Annotated in this window: 16 protein-coding genes; 12 read left to right on the top strand and 4 right to left on the bottom strand. The window is 61.0% G+C overall.

The genetic code is table 11. The features are described from left to right. Nucleotides 1-3 precede the first annotated feature (3 nt). The 3 genes from AC788_RS15810 to AC788_RS15800 form a co-directional block, all read right to left on the bottom strand. Nucleotides 4-954 (bottom strand): hypothetical protein, encoded by a 951-nt coding sequence (locus AC788_RS15810; RefSeq protein ID WP_049861527.1) that lies wholly within the window; start codon nucleotides 952-954, stop codon nucleotides 4-6. 15 nt (nucleotides 955-969) lie between these two features. Next, complete coding sequence (locus tag AC788_RS15805) at nucleotides 970-2685, bottom strand: proline--tRNA ligase (RefSeq protein WP_049861526.1); 1716 nt, start codon at nucleotides 2683-2685, stop codon at nucleotides 970-972. Nucleotides 2686-2847: 162 nt separating this feature from the next. Next, a complete protein-coding gene (locus AC788_RS15800; protein ID WP_049861525.1) occupies nucleotides 2848-4119 on the bottom strand; it encodes an OprD family porin in 1272 nt (423 codons plus the stop codon). Between the two features lie 902 nt (nucleotides 4120-5021). Between AC788_RS15800 and AC788_RS15795 the strand changes: the two genes are divergently transcribed. Both AC788_RS15795 and AC788_RS15790 read left to right on the top strand, forming a co-directional pair. Further along, nucleotides 5022-5453, top strand: coding sequence for an HIT domain-containing protein (locus AC788_RS15795; RefSeq protein ID WP_049861524.1), 432 nt, complete (start codon nucleotides 5022-5024; stop codon nucleotides 5451-5453). Then, nucleotides 5450-5656: a SlyX family protein gene (locus AC788_RS15790; protein WP_049861523.1), complete on the top strand. Its 207-nt coding sequence runs from the start codon at nucleotides 5450-5452 to the stop codon at nucleotides 5654-5656. Before AC788_RS15795 ends, AC788_RS15790 begins: the two co-directional genes overlap by 4 nt. 60 nt (nucleotides 5657-5716) lie before the next feature. Here the strand turns inward: AC788_RS15790 and AC788_RS22075 are convergent, their stop codons facing one another. Next, nucleotides 5717-6307, bottom strand: coding sequence for a cold-shock protein (locus AC788_RS22075; protein WP_049861522.1), 591 nt, complete (start codon nucleotides 6305-6307; stop codon nucleotides 5717-5719). Between the two features lie 312 nt (nucleotides 6308-6619). Between AC788_RS22075 and AC788_RS15780 the strand changes: the two genes are divergently transcribed. The 10 genes from AC788_RS15780 to tolQ all read left to right on the top strand — a co-directional run bounded on the left by AC788_RS15780 (nucleotide 6620) and on the right by tolQ (nucleotide 14406). Then, entirely contained in the window at nucleotides 6620-7090 is a 471-nt protein-coding gene (locus tag AC788_RS15780) for a Dps family protein (protein WP_043187180.1), read from the top strand. A gap of 223 nt (nucleotides 7091-7313) precedes the next feature. Then, nucleotides 7314-7685 carry a ribbon-helix-helix domain-containing protein gene (locus AC788_RS15775; RefSeq protein WP_049861521.1) on the top strand — a complete coding sequence of 124 codons (372 nt, stop codon included), beginning with the start codon at nucleotides 7314-7316 and terminating at the stop codon, nucleotides 7683-7685. A gap of 60 nt (nucleotides 7686-7745) precedes the next feature. Further along, a complete protein-coding gene (locus tag AC788_RS15770) occupies nucleotides 7746-7967 on the top strand; it encodes an FmdB family zinc ribbon protein (protein ID WP_049861560.1) in 222 nt (73 codons plus the stop codon). Nucleotides 7968-8068: 101 nt separating this feature from the next. Continuing rightward, complete coding sequence (gene aspS, locus AC788_RS15765) at nucleotides 8069-9844, top strand: aspartate--tRNA ligase (protein WP_049861520.1); 1776 nt, start codon at nucleotides 8069-8071, stop codon at nucleotides 9842-9844. Between the two features lie 102 nt (nucleotides 9845-9946). Continuing rightward, nucleotides 9947-10693, top strand: a complete 747-nt coding sequence (locus AC788_RS15760) for a YebC/PmpR family DNA-binding transcriptional regulator (RefSeq protein WP_049861519.1) — start codon at nucleotides 9947-9949, stop codon at nucleotides 10691-10693. A gap of 104 nt (nucleotides 10694-10797) precedes the next feature. Next, the gene (gene ruvC / locus AC788_RS15755; RefSeq protein WP_043193311.1) at nucleotides 10798-11322 is read left to right on the top strand and encodes a crossover junction endodeoxyribonuclease RuvC; all 525 of its coding nucleotides are present in this window, start codon (nucleotides 10798-10800) and stop codon (nucleotides 11320-11322) included. Between the two features lie 125 nt (nucleotides 11323-11447). Then, complete coding sequence (gene ruvA / locus AC788_RS15750) at nucleotides 11448-12056, top strand: Holliday junction branch migration protein RuvA (protein WP_049861518.1); 609 nt, start codon at nucleotides 11448-11450, stop codon at nucleotides 12054-12056. Next, nucleotides 12057-13112: a Holliday junction branch migration DNA helicase RuvB gene (gene ruvB, locus AC788_RS15745; RefSeq protein WP_049861517.1), complete on the top strand. Its 1056-nt coding sequence runs from the start codon at nucleotides 12057-12059 to the stop codon at nucleotides 13110-13112. It abuts the gene before it with no gap. 140 nt (nucleotides 13113-13252) lie between these two features. After that, nucleotides 13253-13690 (top strand): tol-pal system-associated acyl-CoA thioesterase, encoded by a 438-nt coding sequence (gene ybgC, locus AC788_RS15740; protein WP_049861516.1) that lies wholly within the window; start codon nucleotides 13253-13255, stop codon nucleotides 13688-13690. 20 nt (nucleotides 13691-13710) lie between these two features. Continuing rightward, complete coding sequence (gene tolQ / locus AC788_RS15735; RefSeq protein WP_043187191.1) at nucleotides 13711-14406, top strand: protein TolQ; 696 nt, start codon at nucleotides 13711-13713, stop codon at nucleotides 14404-14406. The last annotated feature ends 14 nt before the right edge of the window (nucleotides 14407-14420 follow it).

The following is a 14420-nucleotide window of genomic DNA, read 5'->3' as shown; positions in this document are numbered from 1 at the left end:
GGCTCAGGTCCCAGGATCGGCAACCAGTCGCCCGGTTTCCTTGCGCAGCGACTTGAGGAAATCCTGCTGCAATTCAGGATCGTTGCGGGTCAATTCGATCAGGCTCTGTTCCAGCTCACTGGCTTCATCTTCCAGACCCAGTTCAGACAGTCGCTTGACCCGAAACACCCACTGACCCACCTCGTCGCCTTCCAGGTCATCGAAAATCAGCCTGTGCGCTTCGGCAAGCTTGCCGCGCAGATCCGGGCTGACCGGCAGCAGGGCGCTGGCGCGGGTCTGGCTGTCCTCGTCCACCACGCTCAGCTGCAAGCGCGTGACACGGTTCAGATCCTGTTCGGCGAACGGGCTGTCCAGCAGATTGATGCGCAACACGCCGTTGGCATCGGTCTCCAGGTCGAAGGTCTTGCGACCGGTGCCGACCTGAACGGGCCGCTCGCTCCAAGGCGTGCTGTTGTGCTCCACGCGCTTGTCGGTCTGCACCTCGTCGATGCTGGCCAGGTTCTGCTCGGCGCGGCCGTTGGATTGCACGTTCATGAACGGATTGAGACCGGCAAATCCATAGCTGACCCAATCCTTGGTAACGCTATCGGGCAGACTGCCGAATGTCGCCACGTTCACCACATTGGCGCCCACGCCCGCCACCACGGCAACCGCGCCCAGCGGGATCTCGTAGACCTCGCGCCAGGGTTGGTAGGGGGTGTAGCGATCGTAGTGACGGGTGGTCTCGAACGCCGTGACTTCGAAGTCCTTGAGTTCGCGAATGCGCACGCGGCGTTGCGGTGTCTGCAGGACCTCGGGCTTGCCCAGGTCGATCTGCAGGCTGTGTTCGAGCAGCTTGCGCTCGATCCGCTCTTCGTGTTCGTTGCGCTGCGACATCTGGTTGGCACAGCCACTGACCAGCAGGGTGCTGCACAGGGCAGCACCCCCGAGGGCCATGGTAGTTCGCTTGAACATGGTTTCTCGAGTCTGTCAGCGGCGCACGCGAGCCTGGATGAAAGACAGGACTTCGTCGACAGGCAAAGCCTGGGCTGCGTCCTCGGTACGACTCTTGTATTCCAGGTTGCCTTCGGCCAGGCCGCGGTCGCTGATGACGATCCGGTGAGGAATGCCGATCAGCTCCATGTCGGCGAACTTGATGCCGGGGCTGGTCTTCTTGTCGCGGTCGTCCAGCAGCACTTCGAAACCCGCTTCGGTCAGTTGCGCGTACAACCGATCGGTGGCCTCGCGGACCTGTTCGGTTTCGTAGCGCAGCGGTACAAGTGCCACCTGGAAGGGCGCCAGGGTGTCGCTCCAGATGATGCCCCCGGCATCGTTGTTCTGCTCGATGGCCGCTGCGACCACGCGCGATACGCCAATCCCGTAGCAGCCCATGGCCAGAGTCACTGGCTTGCCGTTCTCACCCAGTACCTGGCACTTCATGGCTTCGCTGTACTTGGTGCCCAGCTGGAAGATATGACCTACCTCGATACCACGTTTGATGGTCAGGGTGCCCTGGCCATCCGGGCTGGCGTCGCCGTCAACCACGTTGCGCAGATCGGCCACCTCAGGCAACGGGAGATCACGTTCCCAGTTCACGCCGAAGTAATGCTTGTCGTCGATGTTGGCGCCTACGCCAAAATCGCTCATGAAGGCGACGGAGCGATCGATGATGCACGGCAGGGGCAGGTTCAGCGGGCCCAGGGAACCTGCACCTGCACCGATGGCCTCACGCAGTTCGGCTTCGCTGGCCATGACCAGCGGGCTGGCGACCTGAGGCTGATTGGCCGCCTTGATCTCGTTCAGCTCATGATCGCCACGGATGACCAAGGCAATCAACTTGCCTTCTTCGGCGGCATGGACCACCAGCGTCTTGACGGTTTTCTCGATCGGCAGGCCGAAGTTTTCCACCAGTTGCGCGATGGTCTTGGCATTGGGCGTGTCGACCAGGCGCAGTTCCTCCTGCGCAGCACCACGCTCGGTCTCGCGTGGAATCGCTTCGGCCTTCTCGATGTTGGCCGCATAGTCGGACGTATCGCTGAACACGATGTCGTCTTCACCGGACTCTGCCAGCACATGGAATTCATGGGAGCCAGCGCCACCGATAGAGCCGTTGTCGGCTTCCACAGCGCGGAACTTCAGGCCCAGGCGAGTGAAGATGTTGCTGTAGGCCTGGTGCATGCGGTCGTAGGTGACCTGCAGAGAAGGCTGGTCGGCATGGAAGGAATAGGCATCCTTCATGATGAATTCGCGGCCACGCATCAGGCCGAAGCGCGGACGGATCTCGTCACGGAATTTGGTCTGGATCTGGTACAGATTGATGGGCAGCTGTTTGTAGCTGTTCAGCTCGTTGCGCATCAGGTCGGTGATGACTTCTTCGTGGGTGGGGCCTGCACAGAACTCACGGTCGTGGCGGTCCTTCAGGCGCAGCAGTTCAGGGCCGTACTGCTCCCAGCGACCCGATTCCTGCCACAGTTCTGCCGGCTGGATACCTGGCATCAGCACCTCGAGGGCACCGGCGGCGTCCATTTCCTCGCGCACGATCCGCTCAACCTTGCGCATCACTCGAAGACCCATCGGCAGCCACGTGTACAGGCCCGAGGCGAGCTTGCGGATCATGCCGGCACGCAGCATCAGCTGGTGGCTGATCACGACGGCATCGGAAGGGGTTTCTTTCTGTGTGGCGAGCAGATATTGACTGGTGCGCATGGTTGACCGTTGTCTTGGCGAAATTTTATCGAGGCCTGGCATTGTACGGGCGTGATTGGACGACGTACAGGCATAGGGCCGCGCTTTGCGGAGCACGGGAACCCAGACGCAGAAAAGCCCGGCGGGGCCGGGCTTTTCAAGGGTGCAGCTACCCGCAGCGGATTACATGATGCTGAGCGGATACTCGACGATGAAGCGCAGATCGTTGTTCGACGGACCGTAGTCGGCGTCGTAGGCATTGTTGGCGCGGTACACGGCGCTACGCAGGCGGAAGGACATGTCCTTGATCGGGCCCTGCTGAACCACGTACTTGGTCTCGAAGTCCCACTCGTGCTCTTTGCCTTCTTCGCCGTTGCTGGCTTCGATGTTGTCGCCAGTGATGTAGCGAGTCATGAAGCTCAGGCCCGGTACGCCGTAGGTAGCCATGTTGAGGTCGTAGCGAACCTGCCACGACTTCTCTTCGGCGCCGACGAAGTCGGAGTACTGTACGGAGTTGTTCAGGAACACGGTGCCACCACCGTCCACGCCATAGGCGTAACCGGTGTCACCGGAGCTGCGCTGGTAGCCCAGGGTGAACTTGTGCGCGCCCAGGCTATAGGCAACCGCGGTGCTCCAGATCTTGTTGTCGACGTCGCCGCCCAGGTCTTCGCCCTGGCTCTTGGTACGATAGGCGTTGAAGTCGAAGTTCAGCGACTGCAGATCGTCGATCGGCAGGGTGTAGTTCAGGTTGACGTACTGACGCTTCCAGTAGTCTTCCACATCGGACGCTGCAACCGTACCGGTGAAGTTCTTGGTGAAGGCGTAGGTGGCGCCAGCGATGTCGGCGGACTTCAGGCCCAGGGAGTCGCGACCCATGCCGGTCTGCGCGCTCATCGAGGTGAAGCGGCCGATGTTCAGGGTCAGGTCCTGAATTTCGTTGCTGGTGATCGAGGTGCCGGTGGCGACTTCAGGCAACAGACGACCGTCATCGGTCGCGAAGACCGGGCTGGCGACGATCTGTTGGCCGTATTTGAGCACGGTATTGGAGAAGCGGAACTTGACGGCCGCGCCACCCTTGGTCTGGCTGTGCTCCAGGTTGCCTTCGTCATCGGCTGCGAACAGGCCGTTGCTGCGGCGACCGGTACCGCCGTCCAGGCGTACCGAACCAAAGCCCATTGCATCCACACCTGCACCGATGGTGCCCTGGGTGAAGCCCGACTCGTAGAACATCTGGGCGCCAAGGCCGGTGTCTTCGCGATAGCCCTTGTCGCTGCCAGCGGTAGGGTTGCCCGCGCCGTGCTTGTAGTCACGGTTCATGTACAGGGCGCGCAGCTTGAGGTTCAGGGTGCTGTCTTCCACGAAACCCTTGGAATCGTCCTGGGCGGACGCCAAAGCCAACTGCGAGGTGCCGGCTGTTACAGCCAGTGCGATCATGCTCCACTTCATCACGCGCATCGTGATTTGCTCCTTTGGTTTTAAGAAGAGTAACCACTGCCTCACCTGTTTTTTTATCTGAGGCAGTTCTTTCTTTTTATGACGGCGCGGAACGTATACCACGCCAGCCATGTTGGCGATACTTTCAAGTTCGCGCTTGCAACTGCACTTCGCTTGCGCGTGTGCACTAACGCTGTTTCATCCGTGTTGCCTTTTATGCACTGCCGTGAATTGAGTCGTTGACAATGCCAAGTTGCAAACGCATGAAAACGTCATACGGCGGTTTACTGTTTGTCCCCGGGTATCGTCTTCCCACGTCCCCGCTGAACCTTGCGATGATGAATGCAACAAGCGTGCACAAACGTGCCAGGCCTTCACATATTTTTCACTTTTCTTGCTTCTCCTCGGCGAAGCCCACGGGAATCCAGCCTGTCGAGCCCTGTCCTGTTTTTTCGGTCACTGTGTCGTGAGTGCGATCGCCTCCCATTTCGCCGCGCAAACGTTACCGCAGGGTGACATGAGTGGGTAGATTCCGAAGTCTGCGTGCACCGACAGCGTCCCTGGTGGATCTTTTTGGTGCGAAAAGTGACGTCTCGAATCGCAAGGCTAGCCCAGCTTATGAAATTGGCAACGTGGCGCTGGCCTAAAGAAGTACCGCTGGTCAGGTAGTTACGTGTAGTACTGAATGGAACGCGTGAAGTCCGCACAGGGCGTGCCGCTCAGGGTTGAGCGAGGCGGGCGATCCTGGGGCGAAGGGCACCAGCACTGTGCCCTGTTCCGGGCATACTGACGGGCTCGCGTGGCGCAGTAGATCAGCTGAATGCGCGACAACCTCGAAAAAAATCGACCAGGCACGGTATCCTTGGTGCTCGACGATTCGTGGCCATGGCCCGGTCCCCCATCCCGCTTTCTGGAGAACGCCCGTGTTCAGCCTGGATGCCCGACTTGCCCAAGACACTCATGTCCTGGGTGACTTCCCACTGTGTCGTCTGCTGCTCAGCAATGATGCCAATTATCCCTGGTTCATTCTGGTGCCACGTCGTCCCGATATCAGCGAAGTCTTCCAGTTGAACGAGGCGGACCATCAAATGCTGTGGGATGAAACCCATGCCTTGGCGAAGTTGCTTCACCAAGGCTATGACGCCGACAAGATCAATATTGCCACCCTGGGCAATGTAGTCAGCCAGTTGCACATGCATGTAATCGTCCGGTATCGCGCCGATGCTGTCTGGCCTGCGCCGGTCTGGGGCAAGTTGCCAGCGGTACCCTATACCGCTGAGCAGCTGGCATCGGTTCGTGAAAAACTGGCAAGCCTGCTGGGCAACGAATTCGTTTTCGCGGAGGGCAGGGCATGAGCCTGGAAGATCGAGTGATGGAACTGGAGACGCGTCTGGCGTTTCAGGATGACACCTTGTCCTCGCTCAGCGACGAGCTGATCCTGCAGCAGCGGGCCATCGAGCGCCTGCAGATGCAGCTCGCAGCACTGCTCAAGCGGCAGGAAGAAATGGTCGGCCAGTTCGAGACGGCCACTCAGGAAGCGCCGCCGCCTCATTATTGAGATTTTTTCGAGGCAATAAAAAACGCGGGCAGTGCCCGCGTTTTTTGTTGCCTGCTGGATTCAGCGACGTGGCGATGCCGCAATCACGTCTTCGGCCTGCAGCCCCTTGTCACGGTTCATCACCGAAAACTCGACGCGCTGGCCTTCGACCAATACCCGATGACCTTCGCCACGAATGGCACGAAAATGCACAAAGATGTCGTCGCCCGAGTCACGCGAAATGAAGCCGAAGCCTTTGGACGTGTTGAACCACTTGACGGTGCCCGTATCGCGGTTGGTCATGTCGTACTGCACGGCGCTGGGCGCCGGTGACGCACGGTAGAAGCTGATCGACAGGTGCGCCAGGCACGCAAGCAGCGCGCACAGCAGACCCGGCAGGATGCCGATGGCCGGCAGCGGTACCAGCAATGTCAGGGTCTGGGTGATCACCGAGGCGACCAGCAGTACGCTGACCAGATTTTGCAACAGATGACGTGGACCTTTGTTCCAGCGTGGTATCACTGGCGCCAAAAGCAGATTGAGCAGACCGAACAGCGCCAGGTAGATTGCGTCGGGTTGTTGCAGGTAAGGCGCTACATCGGCCCGCAGGCTTGGTATGAAGGACAGCAGCACGGCCGCTGCGCCCGTCAGGAGGTGGACGATTTTCAACATTCGATTGGCTCACTCTAAGATCAGGCATACAGGAAGAGCTGATACCGCACCACGCACAGCGTTGGGGTGACAAGAATTGCCGGCATCTGCAGGGATCAGCCTATGCACCGCGGCTTGATGAATCGCCGGGCGACACGCGGCCTATTTAACAGCAAAGCCGGATCCTTCTCAAATCGGCCGGAGTGCCGCCCACCGCCGTCGGGCGGATAGTCGACGCAAAGCGAGCAAGGCAAAGGCTGCGCGGGTCGATGGGTCTTGGTAAAGTGGGCGTCCACCAGTGGGGTGTATATTCATCGTCTACAAGGACATTACATGGCAATCGATATCGGCATCAGCGAAGAAGATCGCAAATCGATCGTGGACGGCTTGTCCCGTCTGCTCTCCGACACCTACGTGCTCTACCTCAAGACCCACAACTTCCACTGGAACGTCACCGGCCCGGCTTTCCGTACGCTGCACCTGATGTTCGAAGAGCAGTACACCGAACTGGCACTGGCAGTGGACTCCATTGCCGAGCGTATTCGTGCCCTGGGCTTCCCGGCGCCCGGCGCGTATTCCATCTATGCCCGTCTGTCTTCGATCAAGGAAGAAGAGGGCGTGCCCTCGGCCCAGGACATGATCCAACAACTGGTCGAAGGTCAGGAAGCCGTTACCCGTACTGCCCGAGGCATCTTCCCGCTGCTGGACAAGGTCAGTGACGAGCCGACAGCCGACCTGCTGACCCAGCGCATGCAGGTGCATGAGAAGACCGCCTGGATGCTGCGTTCGCTGCTCGAAGGCTGATCCTTCTTGGTGCGGCGGCACCCGCGCCAGCAGGGTGTCCGCCGTATCGATCCTGGCGCTTTGCGCCCGGTCGAAGCATGGTTCGCTCCTACGCAACGACGCCGCCCTTCGCACACCTGCAACTCTTTATTCCTCTGTCGGCATCGCGCCTCGATACGCTTCCATAGATCCGTCAGCACACCTCCAGGGTTGGAGGTGGCGATCATCAAGGAGGCACGGATCCATGGAAGGAAACATCATCACCCGAGCACGACAGCTCGACCGATCGAGCAGGCTCGTCGTCGATCCCTACGCAGAAAACTTCGACATGGGCATGGCTCGACCCGTCTCCCGCTCGGTTCGCCTGAACGGGTTCGCCACGTGCCTGCGTCTGGAACGGATCTATTGGGAGATCCTGGAACGCATCGCCCTGGCCAATGAGTGCACGGTGAACGCACTGCTTTCCTACGTCGACCGCGAAGTCCACCTGCGTCACGGCGGCGTGAAGAATTTCAGCGGGCTGGTGCGCGTGGTCTGCGTCACTCACCTGATGGGGCGCGATCGTGCGTCGTCTGTTACCTTGGACGGCTGCGCGGCGCCGATTAACCGGATATAATCCCGCGTTTCATCCTGGCGCCGCATGCGCCGCGGTTATTTGGTTGCCGAGACACTACCCATGCCGATGTACGACTATCAATGTGCTTCCTGTGGTCACCAGATGGAAGTCATTCAAAAGATCAGCGCCGAGCCTTTGACCGACTGCCCTGCCTGCCAGGCGCCGGAATTGAAGAAGATGCTTTCCATGCCGGGTTTCCGCCTGAGCGGCACCGGCTGGTACGAGACCGACTTCAAGACCGGCAACAAGAAGAATCTGGCGGGTGGCGACAAGGCCGAGTGAGTTGTCCGGCTCCCGCCCGCTCCTGCACGATGTCCAGGGTGCCGCGTGTCCAGCTACACGCCGTCATCGAATCATGAATTACGAGAAGTGAAACCACTACTATGATGCGCAGCCACTATTGCGGCCAACTGAACGAGACCCTGGAAGGTCAGGAAATAACCCTGTGCGGCTGGGTCCATCGCCGTCGCGACCATGGCGGGGTGATCTTCCTCGACATTCGGGACCGTGAAGGCATGGCCCAGGTGGTCTTCGACCCCGATCGCGCCGACAGCTTCGCCGCCGCCGATCGCGTGCGCAGCGAGTACGTGGTCAAGGTCACCGGCAAGGTCCGCGCGCGCCCGGCCGGCGCCGTCAACCCGAACATGGCGTCCGGCGCCATCGAAGTGCTCGGCTACGAGCTCGAAGTGCTGAACGAAGCGGAAACCCCGCCGTTCCCGCTCAACGAATACTCCGACGTTGGCGAGGAAACCCGCCTGCGCTACCGCTTCATCGACCTGCGCCGTCCCGAGATGGCCGAGAAGCTGCGCCTGCGCTCGCGCATCACCACCAGCATCCGTCGCTACCTCGACGAGAACGGCTTCCTCGATGTCGAAACGCCGATCCTGACCCGGGCCACACCCGAGGGCGCGCGTGACTACCTGGTTCCCAGTCGTACCCACCCCGGCAGCTTCTTCGCTCTACCGCAGTCGCCCCAGCTGTTCAAGCAGTTGCTGATGGTGGCCGGTTTCGACCGTTACTACCAGATTGCCAAGTGCTTCCGCGACGAAGACCTGCGTGCCGATCGTCAGCCTGAGTTCACCCAGATCGACATCGAGACCAGCTTCCTCGACGAGAAGGAAATCATCGGTCTCACCGAAACCATGGTGCGCCAGCTGTTCAAGGAAGTGCTGGACGTCGAATTCGGCGAGTTCCCGCACATGACCTTCGAAGAAGCCATGCGCCGCTACGGTTCGGACAAGCCGGACCTGCGCAACCCGATGGAACTGGTCGACGTTGCCGACCAGCTCAAGGACGTCGAATTCAAGGTCTTCAGCGGTCCGGCTAACGATGCCAAGTGCCGCGTTGCCGCACTGCGCGTTCCAGGCGGGGCGAGCATGCCGCGCAAGCAGATCGACGACTACACCAAGTTCGTTGGCATCTACGGCGCCAAGGGCCTGGCCTACATCAAGGTCAACGAGCGCGCCAAGGGCGTCGAAGGCCTGCAGTCGCCGATCGTCAAGAACATCCCGGAAGCCAACCTCAACGTGATCCTGGATCGCGTCGGCGCGGTCGATGGCGACATCGTGTTCTTCGGTGCCGACAAGGCCAAGATCGTCAGCGAGGCATTGGGCGCGCTGCGCATCAAGCTGGGTAACGATCTTAACCTGCTGACCTGCGAATGGGCGCCGATGTGGGTCGTCGACTTCCCGATGTTCGAAGAGAACGAAGACGGCAGCTTCAGCGCGCTGCACCACCCGTTCACCGCCCCCAAGTGCACCCCGGCCGAGCTGGAGGCCAACCCGGCCACAGCGCTGTCGCGTGCCTACGACATGGTGCTCAACGGCACCGAGTTGGGCGGCGGTTCGATCCGTATCCACCGCAAGGACATGCAGCAGGCGGTGTTCCGTCTGCTCGGCATCGAAGCGGCGGAACAGGAAGAGAAGTTCGGCTTCCTGCTCGATGCCCTGAAATACGGCGCGCCACCACACGGCGGCCTGGCCTTCGGCCTGGATCGCCTGGTCATGCTGATGACTGGCGCGCAGTCGATTCGTGAAGTCATTGCGTTCCCGAAAACACAAAGTGCCGCCGATGTCATGACCCAGGCACCTGGTGTCGTCGATGCCAAGGCACTGCGTGAGCTGCACATTCGTCTGCGCGAACAGCCCAAGGCTGAGTGACGGCTGACAGGGCGCATCTTCGGATGCGCCCTTGCGTTGGGCAGTGGAAAACCTTGCCGAGGCAGGGTCGTATGGGTAACACACAGAAATCGGAGTTGCGTTATGGCTGGTCATTCCAAGTGGGCGAACATCAAGCACCGCAAAGAGCGCCAGGATGCCAAGAGGGGCAAGATCTTCACCAAGTGGATTCGTGAGCTGACTGTCGCAGCCCGTCAGGGTGGCGGCGAGCCAGGGTCCAACCCGCGTCTGCGGCTGGCGCTGGACAAGGCGCTGAGCGCCAACATGAGCCGCGATATCATCGATCGTGCGATCGCCCGGGGTACCGGAGCGGCGGGCAGCGATGACGTGGTCGAGTTGAGCTACGAGGGTTATGGTCCCGGTGGTGTCGCGGTGCTGGTCGAGTGCATGACCGACAACCGCAACCGTACCGCCGCCGCCGTGCGCCATGCGTTCAGCAAATGCGGCGGCAACCTGGGCACCGATGGCTCGGTGGCCTATCTGTTCGAGCGCAAGGGGCAGTTGTCCTTCGCTCCGGGCGTTGATGAAGATGCCCTGATGGAAGCGGCCATGGAGGCCGATGCCGACGACATCGTCACCCACGCTGATGGCTCGATGGACGTGTTCACCTCGTTCGCCAGCTTCTACGCGGTGGGCAATGCGCTGCAGGCGGCGGGTTTCAAGGCCGACGAGGCGGAAATCGTCATGGCCCCGACCACCAGCGCCGAACTGGACGCGGAAGGTGCCGAGAAGGTGCTCAAACTGATCGACATGCTCGAAGACCTGGACGACGTGCAAAACGTCTATTCCAATGCCGAAATATCCGATGCCGTGATGGAACAGCTCGGCTGACCGGCCTGTTTGTTTCATCGAAGCCATGCTTCGACAGGGCTAGCCTCTTCGCGGGTAGATGACCCGCGAAGGCATCAGCCGTGTTTCTCACTACTGCAGGCTTTATGACTTTAATTCTTGGAATCGACCCAGGCTCGCGCATCACCGGGTTTGGCGTCGTGCGTGAAACCGGACGAGGCTGCGAGTACGTAGCTTCAGGCTGCATCCGTACGGGCGGGGGGCTGCTGCACGATCGTCTGCAGATCGTTTTTCGCGGTGTGCGCGAAGTGATCCAGACCTACGGTCCGGTGACCATGGGCATCGAGCGGGTGTTCATGGCTCGCAATGCCGACTCGGCCCTGAAGCTGGGTCAGGCACGGGGTGCGGCCATCGTTGCGGCGGCCGAGGAGGGGCTGGAGATTGCCGAGTACAGCGCCACTCAGGTCAAGCAGGCCATCGTCGGTACCGGTGCAGCCAACAAGGAACAGGTACAGATGATGGTCATGCACCTGCTCAAGCTGACTCAGAAACCCCAGATCGATGCTTCCGACGCCCTGGCGATCGCACTGACCCACGCGCACACCCGTTCGAGCCTGATGCCCCATGGCCTGAGCACCGCCCGCAGCCGCGGTGGACGCCTGCGTCTATAGCGGCTTACATCGTTTCAAACTTTTTTGCTTGCAGCTCACCCAAGTCCTGCAATGATGGCCACGGATTCGAAGATCCGGCCAGCATGAGCAGGGCGTGACTGCGCCTTCCGACAAAGGATTCAAACGTGATTGGACGCCTGCGCGGTACCCTGGCTGAAAAGCAGCCTCCGCACCTGATTCTCGACGTCAACGGGCTGGGCTATGAGCTCGAAGTGCCGATGACCACGCTCTATCGCCTGCCGCCGGTCGGCGAAACCGTGACCTTGCACACCCATCTGGTGGTGCGCGAAGACGCTCAGTTACTCTATGGCTTCTATGAAAAGCGCGAGCGTGAGCTGTTTCGCGAGCTGATCCGCCTGAACGGCGTCGGTCCCAAACTGGCCCTGGCACTGATGTCAGGGTTGGATGTCGATGAGCTGGTGCGTTGCGTGCAGGCACAGGACACCTCGGCGCTGGTCAAGGTGCCCGGCGTAGGCAAGAAGACAGCCGAGCGCCTGCTGGTCGAGCTCAAGGATCGCTTCAAGGCCTGGCAAACCACGCCGAGCATGTTCGAACTGGTGCCCAGTGGGCCGCAGGGCCCGGCGCCGGTCAGCAGCGCCGAGGCCGATGCCGTCAGCGCGCTCATCTCCCTGGGGTACAAGCCGCAGGAAGCCAGCCGCGCCGTGGCAGCCATCGATGCCAAGGGGCTGAGCAGCGAAGAATTGATCCGCCGCTCGTTGAAGGGAATGATCTAAGTGATCGAAGCCGACCGCCTGATCGCCGCCACTGGCCGCGATCGCGAAGAAGTACAGGACCGGGCCATCCGCCCGCTCAGCCTGGCCGAGTACATCGGCCAGCCCACCGTGCGCGAGCAGATGGAGTTGTTCATCCAGGCCGCACGCGGGCGCAGCGAATCCCTGGATCACACCTTGATCTTCGGCCCGCCAGGTCTGGGCAAGACGACCCTGGCCAACATCATTGCCCAGGAAATGGGCGTGTCGATCAAGAGCACCTCGGGCCCGGTGCTGGAGCGGCCGGGAGATCTGGCGGCCCTGCTGACCAATCTGGAACCCCACGATGTGCTGTTCATCGACGAGATCCACCGGCTGTCGCCCATCGTCGAAGAAGTCCTGTATCCCGCCATGGAGGATTTCCAGCTCGACATCATGATCGGCGAGGGGCCGGCGGCACGCTCCATCAAGCTCGATCTGCCACCGTTCACCCTGGTCGGTGCCACTACCCGTGCCGGCATGCTGACCAACCCGTTGCGCGACCGCTTCGGCATCGTCCAGCGTCTGGAGTTCTACAGCACGGCGGACCTTGCAACCATCGTCAGCCGCTCGGGCAACATTCTGGGGCTGGCGATCGAAGATGAAGGCGCCTTCGAGATCGCCCGGCGCGCCCGCGGTACGCCGCGAATCGCCAATCGGTTGTTGCGCAGGGTCCGGGATTTCGCCCAGGTACGGGGCAAGGGCCACATCACTAAGCCCATCGCCGACCTGGCTCTGAACATGCTGGACGTCGACGAGCGCGGCTTCGACCACCAGGACCGGCGCCTGCTGCTGACCATGATCGAGAAGTTCGACGGCGGTCCGGTGGGCGTCGACAGCCTGGCGGCCGCCATCAGCGAGGAGCGGCACACCATCGAGGATGTTCTGGAGCCCTACCTCATTCAACAGGGTTACATCATGCGGACCCCGCGCGGGCGTGTCGTGACACGCCACGCCTACCTGCATTTCGGCCTGAACATTCCCAACCGGTTGGGCGACATGCCTGCCGGTGATGCCCAACCCGACGAAATCGACGCATGAAAGGCCCATTGCGCAGCGATCTAATTCGGGTTTGCGTGGTCCTAGGGGCTGACGCAGCTTTCGCCTGCGCTTTGCCTGCACACGCAACGAAAAAACAGTTGCCTGGGCGGATTGGCAACCTGAGGAGTAAGCACTAGAGTATGCGCGCGCAAAACGGGGTTCAGGTGTTCGCTCATCAGTGTCGGGTCTATTACGAAGACACCGATGCCGGCGGCGTCGTCTACTACGTCAACTACCTCAAATTCATGGAGCGGGCTCGTACCGAGCGCCTGCGTGCGCTGGGGTTCGTCCAGTCGCAGTTGGCAGGAGAGAACCTGCTGTTCGTCGTCCATTCGGCAGAGGCGCGCTACCATGCGCCAGCGCGGTTGGACGACGAACTGAAGGTGACCGCCGAAATAATCGAATTGAATCGCGCCAGCCTGCGTTTCAAGCAGCAGGTATGGCGGATGAAGGACGCAACGCTGCTCTGCGAAGGGCAGTTCATGGTGGCCTGTGTGCGCGCCGATAATTTCAAACCCCAGGCCATTCCCCCAGCCTTGCGCGCGGCCCTCGCCGACGCGGGCGACCTGGGCAAATAATCCAATGCAGGAGATTAAGCGTGGAAGCTAACGTCGTCGACCATACCTCCATGTGGAGTTTGGTCAGCAATGCCAGTGTCGTGGTGCAGTTGGTCATGCTGATTCTGGTGGCCGCCTCGGTCACTTCGTGGATCATGATCTTTCAGCGCAGCTCGATGCTGCGCGCCGGGCGTCGTGCTCTGGACAGCTTCGAGGAGCGCTTCTGGTCGGGCATCGACCTGTCCAAGTTGTATCGCCAGGCTGGAAGCAATCCGGATCCGGATTCGGGCGTCGAGCAGATCTTCCGTGCCGGCTTCAAGGAGTTCTCCCGTCTGCGCCAGCAGCAGGGCGTCGACCCCGATGCCGTGATGGAAGGCGTCGGTCGTGCCATGCGCGTTGCGATCTCCCGTGAGGAAGAGAAGCTCGAGCAGGGCCTGCCGTTCCTGGCCACGGTCGGTTCCACCAGCCCGTACGTCGGTCTGTTCGGTACCGTGTGGGGCATCATGAACTCGTTCCGTGGTCTGGCTTCGGCCCAGCAGGCGACGCTTGCGACCGTTGCACCGGGTATTGCCGAAGCGCTGATCGCCACGGCCATCGGCCTGTTCGCTGCCATTCCGGCCGTTATTGCCTACAACCGTTTCGCTGCCCGCAGCGAGACCCTGATCAACCGTTACTACACGTTCGCTGACGAGTTCCAGGCCATCCTGCACCGTAAAGTGCACACCAGCGAAGAGTGAGCAGGGATAACCCA

The organism is Pseudomonas sp. RIT-PI-a (assembly GCF_001187875.1).
GTDB classification, from domain to species: domain Bacteria; phylum Pseudomonadota; class Gammaproteobacteria; order Pseudomonadales; family Pseudomonadaceae; genus Aquipseudomonas; species Aquipseudomonas coleopterorum.
This window is presented reverse-complemented; position numbering and strand designations above follow the sequence as displayed.

Bases quoted from the DNA above. Each gene is read 5' to 3' on its own strand.
- AC788_RS15790 (WP_049861523.1), top strand. From the start codon at position 5,450: ATGAGCCTGGAAGATCGAGTGATGGAACTGGAGACGCGTCTGGCGTTT.
- AC788_RS15810 (WP_049861527.1), bottom strand. From the start codon at position 954: ATGTTCAAGCGAACTACCATGGCCCTCGGGGGTGCTGCCCTGTGCAGC.
- AC788_RS15800 (WP_049861525.1), bottom strand. From the start codon at position 4,119: ATGCGCGTGATGAAGTGGAGCATGATCGCACTGGCTGTAACAGCCGGC.
- AC788_RS15775 (WP_049861521.1), top strand. From the start codon at position 7,314: ATGGAAGGAAACATCATCACCCGAGCACGACAGCTCGACCGATCGAGC.
- ybgC (WP_049861516.1), top strand. From the start codon at position 13,253: ATGCGCGCGCAAAACGGGGTTCAGGTGTTCGCTCATCAGTGTCGGGTC.
- AC788_RS22075 (WP_049861522.1), bottom strand. From the start codon at position 6,307: ATGTTGAAAATCGTCCACCTCCTGACGGGCGCAGCGGCCGTGCTGCTG.
- AC788_RS15770 (WP_049861560.1), top strand. From the start codon at position 7,746: ATGCCGATGTACGACTATCAATGTGCTTCCTGTGGTCACCAGATGGAA.
- AC788_RS15805 (WP_049861526.1), bottom strand. From the start codon at position 2,685: ATGCGCACCAGTCAATATCTGCTCGCCACACAGAAAGAAACCCCTTCC.
- ruvC (WP_043193311.1), top strand. From the start codon at position 10,798: ATGACTTTAATTCTTGGAATCGACCCAGGCTCGCGCATCACCGGGTTT.
- AC788_RS15780 (WP_043187180.1), top strand. From the start codon at position 6,620: ATGGCAATCGATATCGGCATCAGCGAAGAAGATCGCAAATCGATCGTG.
- aspS (WP_049861520.1), top strand. From the start codon at position 8,069: ATGATGCGCAGCCACTATTGCGGCCAACTGAACGAGACCCTGGAAGGT.
- AC788_RS15760 (WP_049861519.1), top strand. From the start codon at position 9,947: ATGGCTGGTCATTCCAAGTGGGCGAACATCAAGCACCGCAAAGAGCGC.